Genomic DNA, 22043 nt, shown 5'->3' with positions numbered 1-22043 from the left:
CCATGCGGCCCCCGCGAAAGCGCCGGGGCCGCTTTTGTTTGCGGCATCACTCGGCAACGCCTTGCCGACCGAGTGCCTGAATGTGACCCAGAAACGCCCGGAGCTGGGAGGGCCGCACCGGCTTCACGATGACCGGCAGCCCCGCCGCGCGCGCCGCATCCAGATAGTCACCTCCCACATCGCCGGTGACGATCAACGCGGGCAGTTCGGCCTCGTTCAGTGCTGACCGCAGATCCTCGATGGCCTGGATGCCGCTCACTTGCGGCCCCAGTCGCAAGTCCACCACCAGCGCGTGGGGCCTGAAGCCGGCGTGGAGCACGTCCAGTGCGCCCCCGACATCGCTTGCGGACCGGACGTCCATTCCCCATGAAGCGAGCAGCCCGTCAAGCGCCTGCAACGAGCTCGGGTCATCGTCGACCACCAGTATTCGCACCGCCAATGGGGTGGCCGATGACGATGCGGCGGGTCGCTCGACATCCTCCCTCTGTTCGCTCATGGTGGCATCGGCCAAGGGGAGATGAAGTTCGAACACGCTGCCTTGCCCCTGTACCGAGCGGGCAGTCACCCGAAGGTCCAGCAGTTCGCTCAGCCGCTTGACGGTGGCCAGCCCCAGGCCGTAGCCCAGCCGCCGGTCGCGCGCCGGATTGTCGACTTGGTAGAACTCCTCGAAAACGTGCGGCAGATGCTCGGAAGAAATGCCGATGCCCGTGTCCTCGATGGTCAGCTTCAACCGGTCGCCGTCGATTTTTTGGCTGCTGATGCGCACCTGTCCCTCGCGCGTGTAGCGGATGGCATTCGCCAGCAGGTTGGTGACCACCCTGGCCAGCAAGGCCCGGTCGCTGCGCACGGCCACATGGCCGGCGGAGATTTCGAAGCACAGCCCCTTCGCGATGGCCACCGCCTGGTGCGGCCGGCAGCAGTCGCCCAGCAGTTCGTCGATGGCAAAGGTCGACCACTGCGGGCTGAGCGATCCGGCGTCGGCGCGCGTGATGTCGAGCAGGTCGTCCACCACGTCGGTCATGCCGTCGGCGCAGGCCACCAACTGCTCCGACATCTCCTTCACGCGGTGCTCGGTGCTGACGGTGTGCACGGTCTGCGCCAGCAATGCCATCGCATTGAGCGGTTGCCGAAGATCGTGGTTGGCCGAGGCGAAGAAGCGCATGCGCGCGGCCACGGCCTCTTCGGCTGTTCGCCGGGCCGAGCTGCTGCGCTCGTTTTCGGCACTCAGAGCAATCACCAGTTCGGCATTGCGCCGGCGCTGCGCCTGGATCTCGTGAAGCGCTGAGGACAGCTCCCTGGCGCTGAGCAACGTGTAGACGCCGATGAGCGACACGATCGAGGCCATGGCCACGTGATAGCTGCCGCCGAACCAGATGTCGCGCAATACCAGCGGCCCAAGAATGAGCACCACATAGACGGTGGCCGCTCGGCCCATCGTGGAGAGCCGGATCGCTCCGCCCAGCGAGACCGTGACCATGGTGATGTGAAGAATGGCCTCGGCCTGCGCCGGCCCGTCGCTTTGCAGCAGCACGCACAGCACACCGAACGAGAAGGCCATGAGCTGGTTGGTGGCCATGATGGGCAGCACCATCGTCGGCAGGTTCGCGCGAAGCCCCGGCCGCAACGCCCAAGCCAGCCAGATGCCCATGCGCGCGGCGACGATGACGCAGTAGACGGCGAACCATGCCTTCACGCGCTGGCCGTCCACGCCGTCCTTGTATTCGAGGTAGCACAGAAACCCCGCGGCGGCGGCCAGGATCCACGCCCAGGGCGTGGAGCGGATCATCTGCTCCAGTTGCTGGAACTGAAGATCCGAGAAGGACAGGCGCGAGGCGATGAAGCCGCGTGCGCGCGGCGTTTGCGCGGGAGAAAAAGAGTCGGAAGTGGAGGGCTGCGGCCTCATCGCAAATTCAGCATCAGCCCCGCGCGCCGCGCCTGCACCAGCAGGTGGGTGCGGTTGCGCGCGTCCATGGTGTCGAGCAGGGCCGTGATGTGGAGCTTGACCGTGCGTTCCGCGATGTTCAGCTCGGCGGCGATCTGCTTGTTCTGCCGGCCTTGGGCGACCAGCAGCAGCACTTCGAGCTGCCGCGGCGTCAGGTTGGAAGCAGGCAGGCCGGCGCGCGGCTGCAGCACATCAAAAGCCTCGCCGCCCGCCGCCACTTCGTCCAGCGCGGCGGCGATGCGCGCCACCGACTGCGACTTTCCGATGAAGCCGGCCGCGCCTGCAGCACGTGCGCGCGCGGCGAGTGCCGGTTCTTCGTCGCCCGAGATCATCAGGCGGGACACGAGGGGGTGCCGGGCGCCGAACAGGCGCAGCCCTTCGAGGCCGTCCTCGCCGCCCAGGCGGTAGTCGATCAGCACGATGTCCGGCGGGCACTGCGAGGCGCGTTCCACGCCCTGCCCCAGCGACAGGGCGGTCTCCACCTCGAAGTCGGGCCGCGCGTGCGTCAGCGCATGCGCAAAGCCGACACCGAACAGCGGGTGATCGTCGACAAGCAGGAGTTTCATGGTGCCGTGATCCTCGGCGCGAGCCCGGCAGGCCACGCCATCTCCTCGTAGGGTGCCATTGTCCACACCGGTGGGTGTGGCGCGAGCCCGCGCCTCAGTTCTCAGTTGCAACGACCGGCGGCGCGCAGCAGCGCGTTGCAGGCAGGAGCGGGTGCTGGTGCGGTGCCGGTCGCCGGCCTGGCATTGGAACGACGCGCGGACGCGGGCGCATCGCTCTGGCGCATCTCCTGGCAGATGGCGTCGCTGACCACCCGGCCCACCACCGACACTGACCCTTCCACGTAGCAGTTGTACGTGCGGCCGCCGTCGGTCTTGGCCAGGAAGGTCGTTTGCACGCCGCTGTCGGCCCGGTTCGAGATGGTGAACGCAGAGGGCGGCAGGCCCAACGCACGCGAGGTGTTGGTGACGATGGCGTCGTCGGTCACGGCATGCGATGCGCACCCACCCACGAGGACGGTGGCAGCGAGAAGCACGAAGAAGAGGGAGGTGGGTGAAGGTGTCATGCAACGCCGGGAAGTTCAGGGATGCGAGCGAACCCGCACTGGAACCCCCAGCCTAGCCAAACACCGCCCTCCGGGAAACAGCACCATCGGGCAGGTGCCCGATGGTGCTATGGCCCGCGCCGAACCTCCTTCCTACGATCCGACCCTCTTGAACGAGCACAGAAGGCGCCGGGCCCCGGTGTCAGCTAACGAGGAATGGCAGTTATGACGAAGAAGAGCGCCTGCAGGCGATGGATGGCTTGTGTGTGGAGCCTGGCCCTGTTGACGGCCTGCGGGGGCGGCGGCGCAGGAGGGGCCGGTGGCGGCTTGCTTCCACCCATCGGCTTTCCGCCGCCCGTCGCGGTGACGCATCGGATGGACGTGAGCATCACCGGCGCCGGTCGTGTCGCGTCGCAGCCTGCGGGCATCGACTGCGCCGACAGCTGCGGCGCGGACTTCGCATCGGGCACGCAGGTCACGCTCACGGCCACGCCGGCGGCGGGGCAGGTGCTCGGCAGTTGGGGCGGCGCGTGCAGCAGCAATGCCGGCACCTGCACCGTGCGCGTGGACGCCGCGCTCACCGTCACGGCCGCGTTCGTCGCCGCACCGCCGGTGGTCGGCTGGGGCGATGCGGTCACGCTGTCCGCCGCCGGAGCCAGCTTGCCCAAGGTGGGGGTCGATGCGCAAGGGCGCGCGCTGGTCGTGTGGCGTCAACTCGAGGTCAATTCGCTGACGGACAGGCTGTGGGGCAGCCTCTACCAACCCGGCGGCGGCTGGAGCACGCCGCAGCGCCTCGAGGCCAACAACGGTGCGGTGCGCGACGTCCGTGTCGCCATCGACAAGCCGAGCGGCCGTGCCGTCGTGGTGTGGACGCAGTTGAGCTCGGTAACGGGCTATGACCTGTGGGCGCTGCAAGTCGATCCATCGACCGGCTGGGGCACGCCGGCGCTGCTGGAGACCGGCACCGGCACGGTCGGCTTCGCGAGCGCGGGCATCGACGCCAACGGCAATGCCGTCGCCGTGTGGTCGCAGATCGGTCCCGCCACCCGCTTCAGTATCTATGCCAACCGCTACACGCCGGCGGGTGGCTGGGGCACGGCCGCGCTGATCGAGACCGACGAGGTTGTGGGCACCGTGGACGGCGACCCGGCGGTCGTGGTGGCGGGCTCGGGCGAATCGTTGGCCGTGTGGAAGCGCTCCACCGGCAGCAGCGCCTCGCTCTGGACCAATCGCGCCGATGCGGGCGGCACCTGGGCCGCGGCGGCTGAACTCGTGCCGGACGCCGGCACCGCGCAGTCGATCGGCGCGCACGATCTGGCAATCGATGCCGGCGGCAATGCGCTGCTGGCCTGGGGCCAGGTCGACCTGCCCGGCGGCGGCAACCAATGGGAGAGTGCCGTGTGGTTCAAGCGGTTCTCGGGAGGCGCCTGGCAGGGCGACACCGCACGCGTGGGCGCGCCGTTCATGTCGACGCAGGCCTTGCTGAGCACACCCGTGCTGCGCATGAACGCGGCCGGTGCGGCCGTGGTGAGCTGGGGGCGGCTGGACAACGCGCTCATGGCCGCAACGGCGGCGCCGGGCGCGGCATTCGGTGCGGACACCGTGGTCCGGCCGGCAGCTTCACAGGCGCTGACGAGCCTGCCCGCGCTGGGCGTGGATGACGCGACGAATGCGCTGGCAGCGTGGACCCAGGCCAACGGCGCGGGGACCGGTGACCTCTATGCAGCCCGCCACACGCTGGCCGGAGCTTGGGGCGCGCAGGCGCTGCAGGAAAGCAGCGATGAAGCGGCCCAGACGCCCGACATCGGCATGAACGAACTGGGGAACGCGGTCCTGGCCTGGCAACAGTTTGACCCGGCTGCGGGAACGCGCATCTACATCCGCCAGTACGGTTCTGGCAGATAGGCCTCGCGCTGCTGTGTGCAGTCGCGGGCCGGGGCGGCGACTAAGCCCGCCGCCGCGCGGCCACGTGGAGCGTGCGCACGCGCGTCTCGTCTTGCGGCTGCGCAGGCGTCGATCTTCCCCACCCCTGCGGCAGCTCATGCAGCACGGTTTCCGCATCGAGCGAGCGAATGGCCACCGATGTATCGGCCGGAATCCGCCCCTGCGCCACCATCGCCTCATAGCGCAAGGCGCACACCCGCAAGAACGACGCGAAGTTGCCGACTTCGCCGCGTGCCGCAACCAGCTCGTCATACAGCCGCTCGATGAGCTGCACCACGACCATGCCGTCGCGCTGCGCGATTTCTTCGAGCACCTGCCAGAACAGGTTCTCCAGGCGGATGCTGGTGACGACGCCGTGCAGCCGCACCGAGCGCGTGCGCGCGTCGTAGCTCTGCGGATCGGCACTGATGAAGACTTCGCACATGGGCGGCCTCCTTGTGAGGGATGAGGTGGGGACGCACGCACTGTAGCGCCGCCCGTGGCGCAGCGGGCGCCGGTCGATCAGTGTTCGATGCGCGTGCCCAGCACAACCAGGAACTGCGAGAGCCACGCCGGGTGCGCCGGCCATGCGGGCGCGGTGACCAGGTTGCGATCGGTCACGGCCTGGTCGACCGGAATGCCCATGTACTCGGCGCCCGCCAGTTCCACCTCGACCTGACAGGCCGGGTAGGCGGAGACCTTGCGGCCTTTGAGCAGCCCCGTGGCCGCGAGCAACTGCGCGCCGTGGCACACCGCCGCCAGCGGCTTGTCGGTGGACAGAAAGTGCCGTGCGATCTCGACCACCCGGCTGTGCATGCGCAGGTATTCGGGCGCGCGGCCACCGGGAATGACGAGGGCGTCGTAAGCCTCGGGGCGAACGTCGGCGAAGTTGGCGTTCAGCGTGAAGCGGTGGCCCGGTTTCTCGCTGTAGGTCTGTGCGCCCTCGAAGTCGTGGATGGCGGTGTGAATCCAGTCGCCGGCCTTCTTGTCCGGCGCCACGGCATGCACCGTGTGGCCCACGGCGAGCAGCGTCTGGAAGGGCACCATGGTTTCGTAGTCTTCGGCGTAGTCGCCGCAGAGCATCAGGATCTTGCGAGCCATCTCTTGTCTCCTTCGAATGAGGTTGGAATGCGGCTTGGCGCCGGGGCGCCTGCCGTCGCCGCATTATTCGAAGGGGGAGTGCCCAGCGGGTAGCAGCCGGCTGTGACTCCGCTGCACCGGCCTCAGATGAGCGTCGCGCGCACGCCGCGCGCCATCGCGGGCGCGCCTGGTTGAGGGAAGGCGCTGGTGCAGTTAACAGAAGTTCGCAAAGATTGCAGGGCGTGCCAAAGAGCTGTGCCGCGCCACAGGGTCGTCATTGACCTGCCTTTTCGCCTGAATAGTCTCGCTCAGGGTTTTCCCGCATCTCCGGGTCGACCTCATCCGGACAGACAGACAACTTACAGAAAAGGCCGAATCATGAAGACCACCCAACTCGCCCTCGCTGCTGCGCTCACCGTGCTTGCAGTCGCTTCCGCCAATGCCCAGCAACGCACTCGCGAAGCTGTCGAAGCCGAAGCCATTGCCGCCGCTCATGCGCCGGACCAGAACGTCACGCGCGGCTCGCGCGGTGCCGATCCGTTCAAGTCCGTGGCCGATCCTGAAGCCGTGTACAAGCAAGCCGTCGAAACCGCCAGCGCGCCCAACCAGAACGTGACGCGCGGCTCGCGTGGCGCCGATCCGTTCACGTCCAGCCGCGACCCGGCTCAGGTCTATCAGGAAGCCATGGCCACCGCCGCAGCGCCCGACCAGAACGTGACCGGCGGCTCGCGCGTCAACAGCCGGGTCATCTCGACCATGCAGAACCCCGTGCTGCAGTCGGCACAGGGCAAGTAAGCAAGCTCCGAAAGCGCCGCCGCTACGCACTGCTCCGCGCGCGGCGCGCGGGCTCGGCCTGATGCAGATAGCCGGTGAAGGTGTCGGGCGGCGACGAGCCCGTGAGCCGGGTCAGGATGCGGCCGACTTCGCCCCGGTGATAGCCCGCATGGGTCGCCACGTGGGCCAGCATCTCCTCGCGCGACATCCGCCCCGGGGCTCCGTCGGTGAACGTGAACTCGATGCTTTCCTCGAGCTCCTGAGGGTTCAGGCGCGCGACGTAGTCGATATACCAGCGATCGGTTTCCTTCACTGACTCGGCCAACGCTTGCAGCAGCGGCGGCTCTTGCGCACCCGTCGCGGTGTAGGCATGCGTCATGCGCTGGACATTCGCGACGAAGATGCGGTCGACGATGCAGGCGTGGTTGAAGACGCGAAGCGCCATGCGGTATTCGTCGGGCGGGCCTTGCCTGGCCAGGTCGGCCAAACCCGCGAGCAGCCCCTCGTCGGCCCAGGCCTTGTACTGGAACAGCGAAGTCAGAAGCGTCTGCGTACTCATCACAATCTCCCCTTGAACCATGAAATGCACGCCTCGCGTTTCATCGGATGGCCGCCAGCGTGCGGTCCTATTCTTGAGTGGAGCCTCGAACTTGGGTACTCGCATTCCCCCGCCGCGCAGGACCATGCGCAAAGCGCCGCGCCAGCAGCGTTCGCGCGTCACGGTGGACGTGATCGTCGAAGCCGCAACTCGCGTTCTGGCGCGCCGCGGATGGGCGCGGTTCACAACCAACGAGATTGCGGCCGTCGCGGGCGTGAGCGTCGGCTCGCTCTACCAGTACTTCCCGAACAAGCTGGCGATTGCCGAAGCGATCCGCCAGCGTCATCTCGACGAGGTGCTCGTGGCGTTGTCCGGCGCCGGGGACGACAGTGAAGCCGTCGCACTCGACCAGCGGGCGGCGCGGTTTGCCGACGGTGTCATTGCCGCCCATTCGGTCGACGAGGCGCTGCACCGGGTTCTGCTCGACGAGGTGCCGCTTGTGGCGCGGTCGAGCTATGCGGAGTTCGAGGCGGAATACCAGCGACGCTATCGGGCGCTGATCGCCGCGAGCGCGAGCGCGAACGGTGCCGCTGGTGACGACGAGACGGCCGCCCGCGTGCTCTCATCCGCCGTCGAAGGGGTCGTCCACGCGGCGGCGCATCGTGGCGACCTGGGCTTGCCCGCGCTCAGAAGCGAACTTGTCAGGTTGATCCTTGCCTACCTGCGCGACCGCCAGCAGGCAGCGTGAACGCTCAGGCGTAGGCCTTGGTCGAGCGCAATTGCAGCAAGGCCAGCATGCGCGCTTCCTCCGCATCCCGCAGGCTCTTGGCGGCCCGGCTGGCGGAGTACGACACGTAGAGCGTGTCGATCGCTTTCTCCCAGCACTGGGCCGTCTGGTAGATGCTGTCGGCACTTCCCGGCTTGGCCGGCACGGCGTATCCGGCCTTGCGAAGGATGTTGGCTTTGTGGTCGGTGCTGAGCATGACGTGGTCCCCCCAGTCGATGGTGTGAGGAGCACGATATCCGCGATGCAGCATGTGCGCTATTGGCTACACGACGTATCCAGATGTAGGAAAAACCCGCCCTCAGGGGGCTTTGGCGGCCAGAAACTAGGCCATAAGGCTTAGGTCATGTCTCTCGATTGCCACACGAGGGTGGCGGCAGTCAGGTCTTCCAGGGCACTGCCGACGGCCTTGAACACGGTGCGTTCTCCGGCGGCCGAGCGGCCCGGATGCTCTGCGCGGCACAGCGTGGCCAGCGTGCCCCGGACCTCTTCCGCACGCAGCGTGCCGGCGGCCATCGCGTCGAGCAGATCGCCGGATTTCTGCAGCGCCTCTTCCGTGTCCACGAAGGTTTGTGCGCCTGCAAAGCACTGCACGTCGGCCTCGCGCATCGCGGGTGTGAAGCTGCCGATCAGGTCCAGGTGTGAGCCCGGCGCCAGCCATTCGCCGCGCACCAGCGGCGCGGTGGCCAGCGTGGCGCAGCTCACGATGTCGGCCCGGCGCACGCCTGCTTCCAGGTCGGTGGTTGCCCGCGCGTTCCAGCCCTCGGCGCGCCACTGCGCGGCCAAAGCTTCGGCGCCTTCGGCCCGGTGGTTCCACACCCACAGTTCGTCGATGGGCCGCACGCTCGCGTGCGCGGCCGGCAGCATGCGAGCGATGCGGCCGGTGCCCAGCACCAGCAGCCGATGCGCGTCCTGCCGTGCCAGAAACGAGGCCCCAAGTGCCGACGCCGCGGCCGTGCGGCGTGCGGTGATCTCGTTGCCGTCCATCATCGCCAGCGGCACGCCGGTGTGCGCGTCGTACAGCACATAGGTCGCATGCAGCCCGGGCAGGCCGCGCGCGCTGTTGCCGGGAAAGATGTTGATGGTCTTGATGCCCAGGAAACCCGCGTCGCTCCACGCCGGCATGATGAGCACGGTGCCGTTGCTGCTGCCGTCGCTTCCCGCGGTCTCGATGCCGTGCACATGGCGCGGCGGAACCTGGGCCCCGGCCGCGAAGGCCGCGTGCAGCGCGGGCACCAGCCGCTCGAAGCTCAGCGGTGCGCGGGTGGCGGCTTCGTCGAAATGCTTCATGGCTGTCGTCATTGCTGTAGCGGATGCTGCGCGGACTCGAAGAACGCGGTCAGCGCCTTGCGATAGGCGGCGCCGTACCGCAGGGCCGTCATCGGTTCGAGGTGGCTGGCGCCCGGCACTTCGATCAGCCGCTTGGGCTCGCGCGCTTCGGCCAGCAGGCGCCTCGAATGCGTGGGCGAAATCACCTGGTCGGCCGTGCCATGGATCAGCAGCAGCGGAATGGGCGACACGGCCGCCACGTACTTCGACGCCGCGTACTCGTCGCTCACCAGCATGCCCGCACCCCACAGCTTGTCGTTGGCAATCGATGAGTAGGAATAGAAGGTCGACTCGATGGCCGCCGCCCTCACGCCCGCCCGGTTACCCGCACCGACCACCGCAATGGCATTGGTGCCGCCCAGGCTCTGCCCGAAGACGAACAGCCGCTGCGCATCGACATCGCTGCGCGAGCGCACGTAGTTCAGCGCGGCGTTGGAATCCTCGAACACGCCCTTGGGCTCCGGCTTGCCTTCGGACTGGCCGTAGCCGCGGTAGTCGAACACGAACACGTTGTAGTCCTGCTTCGGCAGCCAGGCCGCGAAGCGCCAGTGCGTGCTCATGTTCTGCGCGTTGCCATGGAAGTGCACCACCGTGCCCTTGGCTTCCTTCGGATTCCGGCGGTTCTCCGCGGGCAGGAACCAGCCGCTCAGGCGCGTGCCGTCTGCGCTGGTGAACTGCACGCTCTCGTAGCGCAAGCCCAGAACGTCAGGCGTTTCATAGGCCACGCTGTCGGGGTAATAGAACATCGACTGCACGCAGCCCGTCAGCATGAGCGGCAGCGCGCACAGCGCCAGCTTCTTGCACCACCGGCGGACAGCGCTGTTCGTCATGTCAGCTCGCTGCCCGCGGTGGCCGCGCGGTTCTCCGCGAGCATGTTGCAGAAGAGGGCGCCTTGCTCGATGGCGTCGTCCAGCGCGATGTGCGTGTGCGGCAGCTTGTCGAACCAGCGGCGCGGCATGGCGCGCTTGGTGCTGCCGCGGTAGTCGAGCTTGAGCATTGCCATGGCGAACGACTTGACGTCGAGCGCCGAGTGGCTGAACGGACTCTCGCCCGCAAAGCGCATCAGGTACCAGTAAACAAAAAGAAAGTCGAAGCCCGCCGGGTAGGCGACGAACACCGGCCGCGCGGGCAGGCCCTTGAGCCAGCTCACGTAGTTCTTCATCGCGTGGGCTGGGTCCTGCAGATCGGTGCGGCATGCGGCCCAGGCCTCGGGCTGGGTCTTCCACCAGGCAGCGGTCTTGGGGTCGGCCTCGGCGCCGGGCAGGGTGTGCAGGTTGGCGCTGAAGGTGGAGACGAGTTGCTTGTCGGCCGTGTAGGCGGCCGAGCCGAAGCTGAGCATCGAGTTCGGGCCCGGGATGGGGCCGTCGGATTCGACGTCTGTGCTTATGTAGATTTCTGACATGGGGGTTGGAGTCTTTCTTGGCTGCAGATGTGCTGCATGCCTCTTCAGTTCGGGGCGGTGGAGAGCCAGCGCTTCCACCACGGATGTTTTGCCGATGCGATTGCCGATGGAGCATCCGGCTCGGACGCATCCGGCGACAGGAATATCTTGCAAGCCTTTGCGCGATTCCTGAGGCTTTCGACGGTGCTTGCAGGTGCCCATTCCGACGGCTCGCTTTCGAGCTGGTCGAGTGCCCAACGGAGTTCGGACTCCGCTTCGTCCAATATGGAGTCACCAGTAACTGCGCCCTGTATAGCGGCCAGCAGTTGCTGCGGGCTGCCTTTGTCGAACCAGAATGCGCATGCGGCGATGTACGAAAAAATCGCGGCCTTCATGCCGACGTCGCCAGGGCTGGCGGTCTTTGTTGACGACAGGTGCCGTGCCAGGTCGTGCTGTACGTTGAGCATGCCGTCCACCATTTCGTCGCATCCAACTGGTAATTCGAAGTGCTGCTGCAGCAGTTGTGCCCACAGCACCTCATCCAACCGATCCTGCAGCGCGAACTCCGTGCCGAAGCCGATGGCCGAGGCGTAAGCCTCGAGGTTGGGATAAAGGGCCTGGGCGCAGAAGATCGCAAACGCCGCGGCCTTTGGGTTCGAGAGATTTGAGAGCCTGGGAGAGAAGGCCTTGGATAAGCGGGCCCGTGCTTGCGACTCGGAGACTTGCTGGATGTTCTGCTCGACCCAGTGCAAGTACCAGTCGTTGAAACCCATGGGGGTTCCGTCCTTGTTCAGGAAGGGCTCGATGCCGCCGTAGTCCGCGCGCAGGTCGCGCCAGACGGTGCCTGCCAGCGGGCCGCTGACGACCAGCCAATTGCGCAAGGCGCATCCTTCATGACAGATGGGGATGGCTCCGTCGGTGATGCTTGTTGCGTAGTAGTCGCTTTCAAGCCGTTTGTCCCAGGCTTCATGCAACCGGTCTTGTTCGTCGACGGGCATATCTTCTGGCGGATCGGGTTGTTGACTCCAGAAGTCATCAGGGAGGTTCCATGCGCTGCGCAAGGGGAACGGTTTCGACAAGTCTCCGACGAGCTTGTAGCCGTCGTCCCAACTGGAGAGGTCGTGACTCTGGTCCTGCATGCCGAGAGGAAACACGCCATACGCCGGGCCTGCACCGCCATTCCCGATCTCGGTGATGAACCTGCGGTACTCATCGGGAAACCTGCACTGGTGCTTTGCCTCCACCTGCGCGACCTCTTCTTCGGAAAGCGGCGGATTCAGGTCGTACCAGTGCGCTTTCGCCGCGAAGCAACTGCAGTCCAGGTCGAGCCGCTTGAGCGTTTGAAGGTGGGACAGGATATCGGTCACGACGGGCTCATTCCTCTTGCTTGTTATTCGATTCCGAGAATCGATGGAGCCGAGCGTTGAAGTTCCTCGACCAGTTCGGGGTCCATGTATTTGTATTCATCGGGAATGTCGAGCACATGGATCGGCTTGCCTTCCAGCATCCGCGTGAACTCGGCCACCAGCCGCGACTTGTGCTTTTCTTCCATCACGAGGATCACGTCGGCCCATTCGATGTCGTCGACGGACACCTTGTGCCGCGCGTTCGGGCTCGTGCCGGCGGAGCGTGCGGAAATCAGCGGGTGCCGGCGCCAGAGTTGTTCCGCGGTCGGGCTGCGCCACTGGTTGCGGCTGCAGATGAAGAGGACGTTGCGCATGAATCGGGTGGAGGCTTGGGGCAGCTGGAAGACATGCATGTCTTGCCAGCGCCCGGACGAGTTTTCTATCAGCGTGACTTCGGCGCACGTCGCATGCACGGCGCCAGATGCGAGGAGGCGAATCTGCAGTTCGGCGGCTGCCGCATCCGCGTCGAGCGTGTTGCCGTGCGCCACCGTCAGATGCGGAATGACGCCTTGGTGCTCGCCGCCGTACGGCGGGAAATCGGGGAAGGCTTCCACGAGCGCCATCGTCATTTCGATGAAGGGCGCGGCCGGCTCCGGTGCGAGGTAGGCGGTTTCGGGGAAGCGCTCGACCTTGGCCAGGGAAAAGTCGAACGACGGCGTCTTGTTCAGAACCTGCTGCGCACGCTCCAGCACTTCGGGTGTGATCAGGGCAGGGTCCATGAAAGGCACGAGCACCGTGATGTGTGCCGGCACGCCGAGTGCGACAGTCGCGTCGTAGCGGCGGCGCAGGTCCCCGACAAGAGCCTCGGCAGCGGGGACTTTCACGGCGAATGCGGAGATGGCCATCGCGGCGGAGGATAGCTCAGGCGTTGGCGGTCTGGCCCCAGTCGAGCCCGTGCTTGACGAGGTACTTGCGCAGCCTGTCCGCATCGTTCACCACGCTGCGTTGCGCGCGCGAGGCCTGGAAGAGCTGGCGGCCCGCATCGGACAGGCTGCGCGATTGCCGGCAGACGCGCACCACCGCTTCGAGCTGCAGGCGGTCGAACAGGTCGAGCGCTGCTGCGCGCTCTTCGCCGAGCAGCGCATCGAGATCGACGTCGCCGCCCGCGACTGCCGACGGCCCCTGGTGCTTCCACAGCCACCGCAGCCGCGCAATCTCCGCCTCTACCAGTGCCACTGGAATGCGCCCGCCATCGGCCAGTGTCGCCAGCCGCGTCACGCTCGCCGACAGGTCGCGGAAGTTGCCGCTCCAGATCGCCTCGCCGCTCTGTGCAAAGCGCAGGTAGGCAGCGCGTGCCTCGGCGTTGAAGCGCACCACGCGATGGTTCTCCGTTGCGTGAATGGCCAGCAGGTGATCGACGTTGGGCTCGATGTCCTCGGGGCGCTGCGCGAGGCCCGGCAGGTCGTAGGTCCAGAGGTTGATCCGTGCGAACAGGTCCTCGCGGAATCGGCCTTCGGCTACGTCGCTGCGCAGGTCGCGGTTGGTGCCGGCGATGAGCTGGAAATCGCTCTCCACTTCCTTGTCTGCGCCCACTGGAAAGAAGCGCTTCTCTTCGATCGCCTTCAGCAGCATTGCCTGCTCGTCGAGCCCGAGTTCGCCGATCTCGTCGAGGAAGAGTGCGCCCTGGTGCGCAGTGCGCAGCAGGCCCGCGCGGTCGCTTGCCGCTCCGGTGAAGGAGCCCTTCTTGTGCCCGAACAGCGTGGACGCCGCCCCGTCCCCTCGCAGCGTCGCGCAGTTCACTTCCACGAATGGCCCCGTCATCTGGTGCCGCGCCTGCTTCAGCTCGAACATGCGCCGCGCCAGGAACGACTTGCCAGCGCCCGTCGGCCCGATCAGCAGGATCGGCGCGCGCGATCGCACGGCCACGCGTTCGATTTCGTCGATCAGCGCATTGAAGCGCGCGTTGCGCGTGGCGATGCCGCTCTTCAGGAACGCGACCGCATCGCGCTGCTCTGCATCGAAGCGCCGCGCGATCACGTCGTAGCGCGACAGGTCGAGGTCGATCAGCGTGCACTTGCCGGCCTCGCCTTCGCGCTGCTTCCTGGGCGGCGAAGTCTGTGCCAGCACGCCGGGCACCACGCGCGATTCCGACAGCAGGAACATGCAGATCTGCGCAACGTGCGTGCCGGTGGTGATGTGCGTCCAGTACTGCTCGCGCTCGGTGTCGAAGCTGTAGCTGCGCGCCCAGTCGTACAGGCGCGTGTAGACCTCGCCGAAATCCCACGGGTCCGCAAGGTCGAGCGGCACGAGGTTGACGGTGGTCTCGGGGGACACGGTGGCGATGTCGGCCTTGACCACTTCCGCCAGCGCCTTGTGCCGCAGCGTGTAGAGCAGCTCCATGCGCGAGACGACCATGTCCTCGTGCTGGGCGAGCGAGACGGTGGGACGCCACTTGTTCCAGCGGCCCGCGCCCTGGCCGGCATCGAGCTGGGTGCCGAGGAAGCCGATGACGACGATGGGTTTTTTCATTTATTCGCTAAATAGCTAGCAAAAATTATAAGAAAACTGGATAAGTCTTCTGGGATTTTTGAGATCAATCAGGTCTGAGGTGGAAAAAGCTCAACCAAATCAAGGACTTGAAATATTCAAAGCCGAACAGGCCACCACTGGCACACCCATTGCAATAAGGATCACACACAAGAAAACAACTGAACAAAAAGAACCTCGCAAGGAGCAATCAAATGGCCAACCTGCAACTCTTCCAGACCCTGCGCGGCGCACTGCAGCCGCAAGCCGCAGCCCGCAACGAAGCCGGCGGTGCCGCCTACGCGCTGTCGCCCAAGCACCAGCTGGCGCAACTCGCAGCCACCGGTTGCCTGAACAACACCTTCTACGCACAAGCGCAGGATCAACTCGACGCCGTGCTGGCCCTGGCCCGCGAGGTCGATCCGGTGTTCGTGGCCAAGACGGCTGTGTACGCCCGCCGCGCTGGCCACATGAAGGACATGCCGGCGCTGCTGGCCGCCACGCTGGCGGTGCGCGACGTGTCGCTGCTCGCCAAGGTGTTCCCCCGCGTGGTGGACAACGGCAAGATGCTGCGCAACTTCGTGCAGATGCTGCGTTCCGGCGCGGTGGGCCGCAAGTCGCTCGGTACGCGTCCGAAGAAGCTCGTGCAGCAATGGCTGCTCGAAGCGACTGAAGCGCAGCTGTTGAACGCCTCGGTGGGCAACACGCCGTCGCTGGCCGACGTGGTGAAGATGGTTCACCCGAAGCCCGCCGAAGCCTGGCGTGCCGCGTGGTTTGCGTGGTTGATCGATCGTCCGTACGTGCTGGAGGCACTGCCTCCGGTGACGCAGGCCTTCGAACGCTTCAAGCGCGACCGTGCGCAAGAGGTGCCCGACGTGCCGTTCCAGATGCTGACTGCGCTGGAGCTGGATACGCAGGCATGGGTGCAGATCGCACAGCGTGGTTCGTGGCAGATGGTGCGTCAGAACCTGAACACCTTTGCCCGCCACGGCGTGTTCGCACTGCCGGGCCTCGCGGAAGCGGTGGCTGCCAAGCTGCGTGATCCGCAAGCGGTGGCCAAGGCCCGCGTGCTGCCGTACCAGTTGATGGCGGCCTACACCGCAACCGGCACCGAGGTGCCGCACGTGGTGAAGGAAGCGCTGCAGGACGCGATGGAACTCGCGCTGGCCAACGTGCCGGTGTTCGAGGGCCGCGTGGTGGTGTGCCCTGATGTGTCGGGCTCGATGAGCTCGCCTGTGACGGGCCGCCGCGGCTCGGCGACCACTGCGGTGCGCTGCATCGACGTGGCCGCGCTGGTTGCTGCCGCTGTGCTGCGCCGCAATGCGGATGCGCGTGTGCTGCCCTTCGAGACGAAGGTGGTGTCGTTGCAGCTGAATCCTCGCGATTCGGTGATGACCAACGCAGCCAGGCTGGCGGCGGTGGGCGGTGGCGGTACTTCGTGCAGCGCGCCGCTGGCGTTGCTGAACCGCGAGAAGGCGCAAGCCGATCTGGTGGTGCTGGTGTCGGACAACGAATCGTGGGCCGACCCTGCACGTGGCCGCGGTACCGCGACCATGCAGGAATGGGCGGCGTTCAAGGAGCGCAACCCGAAGGCCCGGATGGTCTGCATTGACATCCAGCCATACGCGACCACCCAGGCGCAGGAGCGTGACGATGTGCTGAACATCGGCGGCTTCAGCGACGAAGTGTTCAAGCTGCTGGCGGTGTATGCCGCGGGTGGCCTGGGCGCCGACCACTGGGTGGGTGTGATCGAGGAGACCTCGATCTGAAAGAAAGGAGGGTGTCGCGGGCTCGGCTCGCGGCACCACCCGAGAAATTGATTGATGTCGTCGTCCGGCGAATGCAGATGTGAGTACATCCAACCATGTTTCCCTCACATCGAACGTTAGTCGCCGGACGGGGGCAAAGGGTTGAAGTGCGAATGCAGGCAGGACTACATCTGGACGCCCGGGGGTCGAACCCCAACACCAGTTCGCTGGTGGGCATGTCTTGCCATCCTCGTCGCACTCTTTTTTTGCAGCGAATGCTGACGGAACTACAGACTCCTAATCTCGTGGTCGCGGGTTCGAATCCCGCCGGTCGGAAGACCGTAGCTCAGTGGTTAGAGCACGCCGTTTCGTCGATTCTTGTCGCTGCTTTTTGTTTTGAGGTGAATGCAGGCGGGTTTACAGGTAAGAGCGTCATGGTCTTGGCCATGAAGGTCCCGGGTCCGAGTCCCGGTCTGTTTCGGCAGATAGCTCAGTTCACAACCCGCCGCTCCTGGTCACCTCTTTTTGTTTCGGGCACGCAGGCACAGAAGGGAGCGCCACTGCCAAAAATGTTGATATTGCCGGCAGCCTGGGTAAGACCAGGTACGGCGGGAAAGTCGGTTGACGAGCAAGGTTGAGGATGCAGGTGCTGGCTCCGATGACGGGTCTGTCACTGGCGCGCGTTTCCAATCGTCGACTGGGCCATCGGACTCAAGAACCATGGTCGCCGTATTGATGCGGGTTCGAATCCCGCCGTGTCCACCAGTTGGTCGTAAAGAAGAGATAGACAGACAGAAAGAAAAGAAATGGAACAGAACTACAACCTCCACGAAGTCGAAAACGGCGTGCCCGTGAAGATGTGGACCCGCGGCGTGCCCGTGGAAGCCGAAGCGCAGAAGCAGCTCGAGAACGCCGCGCGCCTGCCTATCGTGTTCAAGCACATCGCGGCCATGCCCGACGTGCACTACGGCATCGGTGCGACCGTGGGTTCGGTGATCCCGACCTTCAAGGCCATCATCCCGGCCGCGGTGGGCGTGGACATCGGCTGCGGAATGATGGCGTGCAAGACCACGCTGCATGCCAACGACCTGCCCGACAACCTGGGACCGCTGCGCGGCGCGATCGAGAAGGCCGTGCCACACGGTTCGAACCCCAAGCGCATGGGCCGCGATAAAGGCTCGTGGGAAACGCCACCGAACGAAACCGACGTGGCGTGGGGTGCGCTGAAGGACGAGTTCGACGCAATCTGCGAAGACTACCCGCGCCTGAAGAACACCAACAACCACAAGCACCTGGGAACGCTGGGTACGGGCAACCACTTCATCGAGGTGTGCCTGGATGAAGCGGGTTCCGTGTGGTTCATGCTGCACTCGGGTTCGCGCGGCGTGGGTAACGCCATCGGTACGCACTTCATCGAGCTTGCCAAGAAAGACGCCGAGCTGCACCAGCGCAACCTGCCCGATCAGGACCTGGCGTACTTCGAGGAAGGCGCCCAGTACTTCGGCGACTACGTGCGTGCGGTGGGCTGGGCCCAGAAGTTCGCGCGTGCGAACCGCGAAGTGATGATGCAGCGCGTGGTCGCGGCCGTGCGCAAGGTCATCACCAAGCCTTTCGAGGCGCATGTGGAAGCGGTGAACTGCCACCACAACTACGTGAGCCGCGAAACGCACTTCGGTGAAGACGTGCTCATCACCCGCAAGGGCGCGGTGAGCGCAAAGGCCGGTGAGCTGGGGATCATCCCCGGCAGCATGGGCGCCAAGAGCTTCATCGTGCGCGGAAAGGGCAACCCCGAGAGCTTCATGAGCTGCAGCCACGGCGCCGGTCGAAAGATGAGCCGTACCAAGGCCAAGAAGCTCTACACGGTGGCCGACCAGATCGCCGCGACCGAAGGCGTTGAGTGCCGCAAGGACGCCGACGTGATCGACGAGATTCCGATGGCCTACAAGGACATCGACGCGGTGATGGATGCGCAGAAAGACCTGGTGGAGGTGGTTTACACGCTCAAGCAGGTCGTTTGCGTGAAAGGTTGAACGCGATGCTGTAGGAGGGGAAAGGGTCCGCGACAAGCGGGCCCGCCTTCGTAGCGTCGCAGTACGAAGGTTCGAAGAAAAATGAAGAGCAACAAACAACGCCGCGCCGAGATCAAGGCGCATCGCCTCAATCGCGCTGTCGCACAGGCTGCACGCCTGCGCGCGCAGGATGTCCGACCGCTGCGGGCCGACGACGAATACTCGCCTGGACGAGAGCTGGCGGATCGGCTCGTTTTGCAGCTGCATAACAACACGTATGGAATGCTGCCTGCCTTCTACGTAGCGCGCCCTTTCACCTGCCGCGATTGCGGTGCCGAAGAGGTGTGGACCGCCAAGCAACAGAAGTGGTGGTACGAGGTAGTGCACGGCGCCATCGATAGCCGGGCGGTGCGTTGCCTTGCATGCCGCCGCGCGCGTCGCCAGTGCTTGCGGAACACCGGGCCGGGCGCGAACCTTCTGCGCGAGCAGACGGATCGCCTGCGTGCGTTGGGCGCAACGAAGCCGAATGCGCAAGCCGAAGCCGAAATCGAAGCCGCACTGCAAAGCAAGTGGTGGAGCCTGCGTGTCGTAGCGATTCAGACGCTCGGTCGTTGGGGAGGCGCGGAGAATCTCGCAAGGCTCCATGCGTTCATGGCGGCCCGTCCGGAAGGCGGACGCCGATACTTTGGTTGGGAGCGGGTCGCTGCGGACGCCGCGAGAAGCGCACTGATGTACAGGGAACGATCGACGTGATGATGAAACTGACTTTCCTGGGGACCTCCTCAGGCACCCCCACGCGCCACCGCAACGTCTCCGGACTCGCCGTGCAGACGGGGCTCAACGCCGACTGGTTCCTGATCGACTGCGGCGAGGGCACGCAGCATCGCGTGCTGCAAACGCCGCTGTCTCTGAACGACCTGGTCGCCATCTGCATCACGCATGTGCACGGCGACCATTGCTACGGCCTGCCGGGCCTGCTCGCGAGCGCGGGCATGGGCAAGCGCACGAAGCCGCTGAAGCTGATCGCACCGCTGCCGGTGTGGGAGTGGTTCGAAGCCACGCGCGCGTTGACCGACCTGCATCTGCCCTACGAGGTCGAGCACGTGGATCTCGAAGACCAGCCGCTGGTATACGAGGCGCCCGGCGTGCGCATCGACCGCCATGTGCTGCGGCACCGGGTGCCCAGCCACGCCTACCGCGTGCAGGTCGAGACTCGCCGCTCGCGGCTGAAGGCCGATGCGCTGCGTGCCATCGGCCTGCCGCCAGGGCCCGCATGGCGCGCGCTGCAGACCGGCGAAGACGTGCCCTTCAACGGCGAGGTGCTGCGCAGTGCCGACTATGCAGACACGCAGGTGGACACGGCCACCGCGGTGCTGGGCGGCGACAACGCCGAGCCCGCATTGCTGCACGACGCCTGCAAGGGCGCGCAACTGCTGGTGCACGAAGCCACCTTCACGCAGGACGCACTCGACAAGGTCGGCCCCGGGCCGATGCACAGTTCCGCGCGCCTATTGGCCGAGTTTGCGCAAACCGTCGAAGTGCCGAACCTGATCCTTACGCATTTCAGCGCGCGCCACCAGAACGAAGAGGGCATGGCAGCGCTGATGGCCGAGACGCAAACGCACTACCGCGGCCATGCGTTCCTGGCCAACGACCTGGACGTCTACGAACTCGACAGTGCCGGCCATGTGATCGTCACCCGAGACTGATGGAAGAGAAAGAAAAGAAGATTGTCATGAGCACCGAAGAAGAATTCCTGCGCTCCGCCCACCCGATCGAGCCCGCCATGCGCGCGCAGATCATGGAGGCCCTGCGCGACATCGAAGCGAAGCACGACGTGACTGTGCTCTTCGCCTGCGAATCCGGCAGCCGCGGCTGGGGCTTTGCCTCGCCCGACAGCGACTACGACGTGCGCTTCATCTACGTCAACCGCCTGCCGTGGTACCTCACGGTGACGCCGCGCCGCGACGTGATCGAGGTGCCGATCAGCGGCGATCTCGACATCAACGGCTGGGACCTGCGCAAGGCGCTGGGCCTGATGCGCGAGTCGAACCCGACGCTGCTCGAATGGCTGCGCTCGCCCATCGTGTACCGCGACGACGCGGTGGCGATGCCGCGTTTCCGCGCCCTGTCGGAGGCGGTGTTTTCCAACGCGCGCGGCTGGCATCACTACAGCTCGATGGCGAAGAAGAATTTCCGCGAGCACCTGCAGGCTGACGAGGTGCGCTACAAGAAATACCTCTATGTGCTGCGCCCGCTGCTGGCCGCGCGCTGGATCCGCTCGCAGCCCGGCGTGCCGCCGATGCGCTTCGCCGACCTGGCGCAGCGCACGCTCGACCCGGTGCGCGATGCGGCGCTGATCGACGAGATCAACGCGCTGCTCGAGGTGAAGATGCGCGCGGGCGAAGCCGCGACCAGCCCGCGCTGGCCCGGCATCCATGCGTTCATCGAATCCGAGCTGGCAGCCAATGCGGCGGAGCCGGTGACGCCGCTGCCGCAGGCCGAAGAGGCCGGCCTCGATGCATTCCTGCACGAGACGGTGCTGCGCTTCGAGAAGGCAAAGACGGAGGCCGCGCATGATTGAACTCGACGGTTCGCAAGGCGAGGGCGGCGGCCAGATCCTGCGCACCAGCCTTGCGCTGTCGGTGGTCACGGGCCAGCCGCTGACCATCGAGAAGATCCGCGCAGGCCGCGCCAAGCCGGGGCTGATGCGCCAGCACCTTGCGTGCGTGAACGCGGTTGCCGAAATCAGTGGCGCGCAGGTTGAAGGCGCGGAGCTGGGTTCGCAGTCGCTGCGCTTCCAGCCCGGCCCGGTGCGCGCGGGTGAGTACCGCTTCGCGATCGCCAGCGCGGGCAGCTGCATGCTGGTGCTGCAGACCGTGCTGCCACCGCTGCTGCTTGCTGGCGCGACCAGCCGTGTGCATCTGAGCGGCGGTACGCACAACCCGATGGCGCCGCCCTTCCATTTCCTGGAACGCGCCTTTGCACCGCTGGTGCGTCGTCTGGGCGCGGACCTGCAACTGACGCTGCGCCGCTGCGGCTTCTATCCGGCCGGTGGCGGCGAGGTCGAAGCGACCATCGTGCCGGCGGCCGGCGCGCTGCAGCCATTCGACCTGATGGCGCGCGGCGCGCACCAGTCGAACTACGCCGAATGCCTGGCGCCCGGCCTGCCGCGCCATGTGCCGACGCGTGAGCTCGACACGCTGGGCGGCGCGATGGGTTGGTCTGGCGAGCAGCTGCGTTTCGGCACGGTGCGCCAGAACGAAGGCCCCGGCAATGCGCTGATGGCCACGCTGGCGTACGAGCACGTCACCGAGGTCTTCACGGCCTTCGGCGAGAAGTCGCTGAGCGCCGAGCAGGTGGCGCACGGTCTGGTGAAGGAGCTGCGCGCGTTCCAGAAGAGCGAAGCCGCGGTCGGCCCGCACCTTGCGGATCAGCTGGCGTTGCTGCTGGCGCTCGCGGCGTGGCAGAGCAAGAAGGCCTGCGCCTTTACCTGCAGCGAGGTGACGGAGCACACGCGCACCAACTGCGCGGTGATCGAGCGCTTTCTGCCGGTGCGCTTCGCGATCACCGAGAGCCGCCAGGCTTCGACGGTGCAGGTCTCGCCGGCCTAGC

22 protein-coding genes are annotated in these 22043 nt (G+C 66.0%); 9 read left to right on the top strand and 13 right to left on the bottom strand.

Features of this window, described 5'->3' with window-relative positions:
- Positions 1 to 46 precede the first annotated feature (46 nt).
- From ACN9MV_RS27630 to ACN9MV_RS27620, 3 genes are all read right to left on the bottom strand, one after another.
- Complete coding sequence (locus ACN9MV_RS27630; protein ID WP_426390395.1) at positions 47 to 1903, bottom strand: ATP-binding protein; 1857 nt, start codon at positions 1901 to 1903, stop codon at positions 47 to 49.
- The gene (locus ACN9MV_RS27625; RefSeq protein WP_093079647.1) at positions 1900 to 2508 is read right to left on the bottom strand and encodes a response regulator transcription factor; all 609 of its coding nucleotides are present in this window, start codon (positions 2506 to 2508) and stop codon (positions 1900 to 1902) included. The genes ACN9MV_RS27630 and ACN9MV_RS27625 overlap by 4 nt, the downstream gene beginning before the upstream one ends.
- A 101-nt stretch (positions 2509 to 2609) precedes the next feature.
- Entirely contained in the window at positions 2610 to 3011 is a 402-nt protein-coding gene (locus ACN9MV_RS27620) for a hypothetical protein (RefSeq protein WP_093079644.1), read from the bottom strand.
- Between the two features lie 204 nt (positions 3012 to 3215).
- Here ACN9MV_RS27620 and ACN9MV_RS27615 point away from each other — a divergent pair, with 204 nt between their 5' ends.
- A complete protein-coding gene (locus ACN9MV_RS27615) occupies positions 3216 to 4895 on the top strand; it encodes an InlB B-repeat-containing protein (RefSeq protein WP_354338012.1) in 1680 nt (559 codons plus the stop codon).
- 40 nt (positions 4896 to 4935) lie between these two features.
- On the opposite strand, the gene ACN9MV_RS27610 is transcribed toward ACN9MV_RS27615, so the two are convergent.
- Together ACN9MV_RS27610 and ACN9MV_RS27605 are read right to left on the bottom strand one after the other, a co-directional pair.
- Entirely contained in the window at positions 4936 to 5358 is a 423-nt protein-coding gene (locus ACN9MV_RS27610; RefSeq protein ID WP_256216909.1) for a ribbon-helix-helix domain-containing protein, read from the bottom strand.
- A 77-nt stretch (positions 5359 to 5435) separates the two neighbouring features.
- Positions 5436 to 6014, bottom strand: a complete 579-nt coding sequence (locus tag ACN9MV_RS27605; protein WP_426390394.1) for a DJ-1/PfpI family protein — start codon at positions 6012 to 6014, stop codon at positions 5436 to 5438.
- Between the two features lie 357 nt (positions 6015 to 6371).
- Here ACN9MV_RS27605 and ACN9MV_RS27600 point away from each other — a divergent pair, with 357 nt between their 5' ends.
- Entirely contained in the window at positions 6372 to 6788 is a 417-nt protein-coding gene (locus ACN9MV_RS27600; protein WP_093057575.1) for a hypothetical protein, read from the top strand.
- A 22-nt stretch (positions 6789 to 6810) separates the two neighbouring features.
- Here ACN9MV_RS27600 and ACN9MV_RS27595 read toward each other — a convergent pair whose 3' ends face one another.
- Positions 6811 to 7326 carry a DinB family protein gene (locus ACN9MV_RS27595; RefSeq protein WP_097198038.1) on the bottom strand — a complete coding sequence of 172 codons (516 nt, stop codon included), beginning with the start codon at positions 7324 to 7326 and terminating at the stop codon, positions 6811 to 6813.
- A 124-nt stretch (positions 7327 to 7450) separates the two neighbouring features.
- Here ACN9MV_RS27595 and ACN9MV_RS27590 point away from each other — a divergent pair, with 124 nt between their 5' ends.
- The gene (locus ACN9MV_RS27590) at positions 7451 to 8053 is read left to right on the top strand and encodes a TetR/AcrR family transcriptional regulator (RefSeq protein ID WP_426390393.1); all 603 of its coding nucleotides are present in this window, start codon (positions 7451 to 7453) and stop codon (positions 8051 to 8053) included.
- A 4-nt stretch (positions 8054 to 8057) separates the two neighbouring features.
- On the opposite strand, the gene ACN9MV_RS27585 is transcribed toward ACN9MV_RS27590, so the two are convergent.
- From ACN9MV_RS27585 to rtcR, 7 genes are all read right to left on the bottom strand, one after another.
- On the bottom strand, positions 8058 to 8288 hold the full coding sequence (locus ACN9MV_RS27585; RefSeq protein ID WP_093079631.1) for a hypothetical protein: 231 nt from the start codon (positions 8286 to 8288) through the stop codon (positions 8058 to 8060).
- A 140-nt stretch (positions 8289 to 8428) separates the two neighbouring features.
- Positions 8429 to 9379, bottom strand: coding sequence for an ornithine cyclodeaminase family protein (locus ACN9MV_RS27580; protein ID WP_426390392.1), 951 nt, complete (start codon positions 9377 to 9379; stop codon positions 8429 to 8431).
- 8 nt (positions 9380 to 9387) lie between these two features.
- The gene (locus ACN9MV_RS27575) at positions 9388 to 10248 is read right to left on the bottom strand and encodes an alpha/beta hydrolase (RefSeq protein WP_093057579.1); all 861 of its coding nucleotides are present in this window, start codon (positions 10246 to 10248) and stop codon (positions 9388 to 9390) included.
- Positions 10245 to 10820 carry an exonuclease gene (locus ACN9MV_RS27570; protein WP_426390391.1) on the bottom strand — a complete coding sequence of 192 codons (576 nt, stop codon included), beginning with the start codon at positions 10818 to 10820 and terminating at the stop codon, positions 10245 to 10247. Before ACN9MV_RS27570 ends, ACN9MV_RS27575 begins: the two co-directional genes overlap by 4 nt.
- Before the next feature lie 44 nt (positions 10821 to 10864).
- Positions 10865 to 12166 (bottom strand): SMI1/KNR4 family protein, encoded by a 1302-nt coding sequence (locus ACN9MV_RS27565; RefSeq protein ID WP_426390390.1) that lies wholly within the window; start codon positions 12164 to 12166, stop codon positions 10865 to 10867.
- Positions 12167 to 12189: 23 nt separating this feature from the next.
- Positions 12190 to 13050 (bottom strand): 2'-5' RNA ligase family protein, encoded by an 861-nt coding sequence (locus ACN9MV_RS27560; RefSeq protein WP_426390389.1) that lies wholly within the window; start codon positions 13048 to 13050, stop codon positions 12190 to 12192.
- A 16-nt stretch (positions 13051 to 13066) separates the two neighbouring features.
- Entirely contained in the window at positions 13067 to 14674 is a 1608-nt protein-coding gene (gene rtcR / locus ACN9MV_RS27555; protein ID WP_093177499.1) for an RNA repair transcriptional activator RtcR, read from the bottom strand.
- Positions 14675 to 14886: 212 nt separating this feature from the next.
- On the opposite strand from rtcR, the gene ACN9MV_RS27550 reads away from it, so the two are divergent.
- The 6 genes from ACN9MV_RS27550 to rtcA all read left to right on the top strand — a co-directional run bounded on the left by ACN9MV_RS27550 (position 14887) and on the right by rtcA (position 22042).
- A complete protein-coding gene (locus ACN9MV_RS27550; protein WP_426390388.1) occupies positions 14887 to 16440 on the top strand; it encodes a vWA domain-containing protein in 1554 nt (517 codons plus the stop codon).
- 785 nt (positions 16441 to 17225) lie between these two features.
- The gene (locus ACN9MV_RS27545) at positions 17226 to 18449 is read left to right on the top strand and encodes an RtcB family protein (RefSeq protein WP_093079613.1); all 1224 of its coding nucleotides are present in this window, start codon (positions 17226 to 17228) and stop codon (positions 18447 to 18449) included.
- A gap of 81 nt (positions 18450 to 18530) precedes the next feature.
- Complete coding sequence (locus ACN9MV_RS27540; RefSeq protein WP_426390387.1) at positions 18531 to 19181, top strand: zinc-ribbon domain containing protein; 651 nt, start codon at positions 18531 to 18533, stop codon at positions 19179 to 19181.
- Positions 19181 to 20137, top strand: a complete 957-nt coding sequence (locus ACN9MV_RS27535) for a ribonuclease Z (RefSeq protein ID WP_426390386.1) — start codon at positions 19181 to 19183, stop codon at positions 20135 to 20137. Before ACN9MV_RS27540 ends, ACN9MV_RS27535 begins: the two co-directional genes overlap by 1 nt.
- A 26-nt stretch (positions 20138 to 20163) precedes the next feature.
- Positions 20164 to 21012, top strand: coding sequence for a nucleotidyltransferase domain-containing protein (locus ACN9MV_RS27530; RefSeq protein WP_093079782.1), 849 nt, complete (start codon positions 20164 to 20166; stop codon positions 21010 to 21012).
- On the top strand, positions 21005 to 22042 hold the full coding sequence (gene rtcA, locus ACN9MV_RS27525) for an RNA 3'-terminal phosphate cyclase (RefSeq protein ID WP_426390385.1): 1038 nt from the start codon (positions 21005 to 21007) through the stop codon (positions 22040 to 22042). Before ACN9MV_RS27530 ends, rtcA begins: the two co-directional genes overlap by 8 nt.
- Position 22043 lies beyond the last annotated feature (1 nt).

The organism is Variovorax sp. R-27 (assembly GCF_049913215.1).
Classification (GTDB): domain Bacteria; phylum Pseudomonadota; class Gammaproteobacteria; order Burkholderiales; family Burkholderiaceae_C; genus Variovorax.
The sequence above is the reverse complement of the archived record's forward strand: the minus strand, read 5'-3'. Positions and strand labels throughout refer to the sequence as shown.

What these genes read in the sequence shown, in the direction of transcription:
- ACN9MV_RS27575 (WP_093057579.1), bottom strand. Translation starts at nt 10,248, where the DNA reads ATGACGAACAGCGCTGTCCGCCGGTGGTGCAAGAAGCTGGCGCTGTGC.
- ACN9MV_RS27630 (WP_426390395.1), bottom strand. Translation starts at nt 1,903, where the DNA reads ATGAGGCCGCAGCCCTCCACTTCCGACTCTTTTTCTCCCGCGCAAACG.
- ACN9MV_RS27560 (WP_426390389.1), bottom strand. Translation starts at nt 13,050, where the DNA reads ATGGCCATCTCCGCATTCGCCGTGAAAGTCCCCGCTGCCGAGGCTCTT.
- ACN9MV_RS27615 (WP_354338012.1), top strand. Translation starts at nt 3,216, where the DNA reads ATGACGAAGAAGAGCGCCTGCAGGCGATGGATGGCTTGTGTGTGGAGC.
- ACN9MV_RS27610 (WP_256216909.1), bottom strand. Translation starts at nt 5,358, where the DNA reads ATGTGCGAAGTCTTCATCAGTGCCGATCCGCAGAGCTACGACGCGCGC.
- ACN9MV_RS27625 (WP_093079647.1), bottom strand. Translation starts at nt 2,508, where the DNA reads ATGAAACTCCTGCTTGTCGACGATCACCCGCTGTTCGGTGTCGGCTTT.
- rtcA (WP_426390385.1), top strand. Translation starts at nt 21,005, where the DNA reads ATGATTGAACTCGACGGTTCGCAAGGCGAGGGCGGCGGCCAGATCCTG.
- rtcR (WP_093177499.1), bottom strand. Translation starts at nt 14,674, where the DNA reads ATGAAAAAACCCATCGTCGTCATCGGCTTCCTCGGCACCCAGCTCGAT.
- ACN9MV_RS27590 (WP_426390393.1), top strand. Translation starts at nt 7,451, where the DNA reads ATGCGCAAAGCGCCGCGCCAGCAGCGTTCGCGCGTCACGGTGGACGTG.
- ACN9MV_RS27600 (WP_093057575.1), top strand. Translation starts at nt 6,372, where the DNA reads ATGAAGACCACCCAACTCGCCCTCGCTGCTGCGCTCACCGTGCTTGCA.
- ACN9MV_RS27550 (WP_426390388.1), top strand. Translation starts at nt 14,887, where the DNA reads ATGGCCAACCTGCAACTCTTCCAGACCCTGCGCGGCGCACTGCAGCCG.
- ACN9MV_RS27545 (WP_093079613.1), top strand. Translation starts at nt 17,226, where the DNA reads ATGGAACAGAACTACAACCTCCACGAAGTCGAAAACGGCGTGCCCGTG.
- ACN9MV_RS27540 (WP_426390387.1), top strand. Translation starts at nt 18,531, where the DNA reads ATGAAGAGCAACAAACAACGCCGCGCCGAGATCAAGGCGCATCGCCTC.
- ACN9MV_RS27595 (WP_097198038.1), bottom strand. Translation starts at nt 7,326, where the DNA reads ATGAGTACGCAGACGCTTCTGACTTCGCTGTTCCAGTACAAGGCCTGG.
- ACN9MV_RS27585 (WP_093079631.1), bottom strand. Translation starts at nt 8,288, where the DNA reads ATGCTCAGCACCGACCACAAAGCCAACATCCTTCGCAAGGCCGGATAC.
- ACN9MV_RS27530 (WP_093079782.1), top strand. Translation starts at nt 20,164, where the DNA reads ATGAGCACCGAAGAAGAATTCCTGCGCTCCGCCCACCCGATCGAGCCC.
- ACN9MV_RS27580 (WP_426390392.1), bottom strand. Translation starts at nt 9,379, where the DNA reads ATGAAGCATTTCGACGAAGCCGCCACCCGCGCACCGCTGAGCTTCGAG.
- ACN9MV_RS27605 (WP_426390394.1), bottom strand. Translation starts at nt 6,014, where the DNA reads ATGGCTCGCAAGATCCTGATGCTCTGCGGCGACTACGCCGAAGACTAC.
- ACN9MV_RS27535 (WP_426390386.1), top strand. Translation starts at nt 19,181, where the DNA reads ATGATGAAACTGACTTTCCTGGGGACCTCCTCAGGCACCCCCACGCGC.
- ACN9MV_RS27620 (WP_093079644.1), bottom strand. Translation starts at nt 3,011, where the DNA reads ATGACACCTTCACCCACCTCCCTCTTCTTCGTGCTTCTCGCTGCCACC.
- ACN9MV_RS27570 (WP_426390391.1), bottom strand. Translation starts at nt 10,820, where the DNA reads ATGTCAGAAATCTACATAAGCACAGACGTCGAATCCGACGGCCCCATC.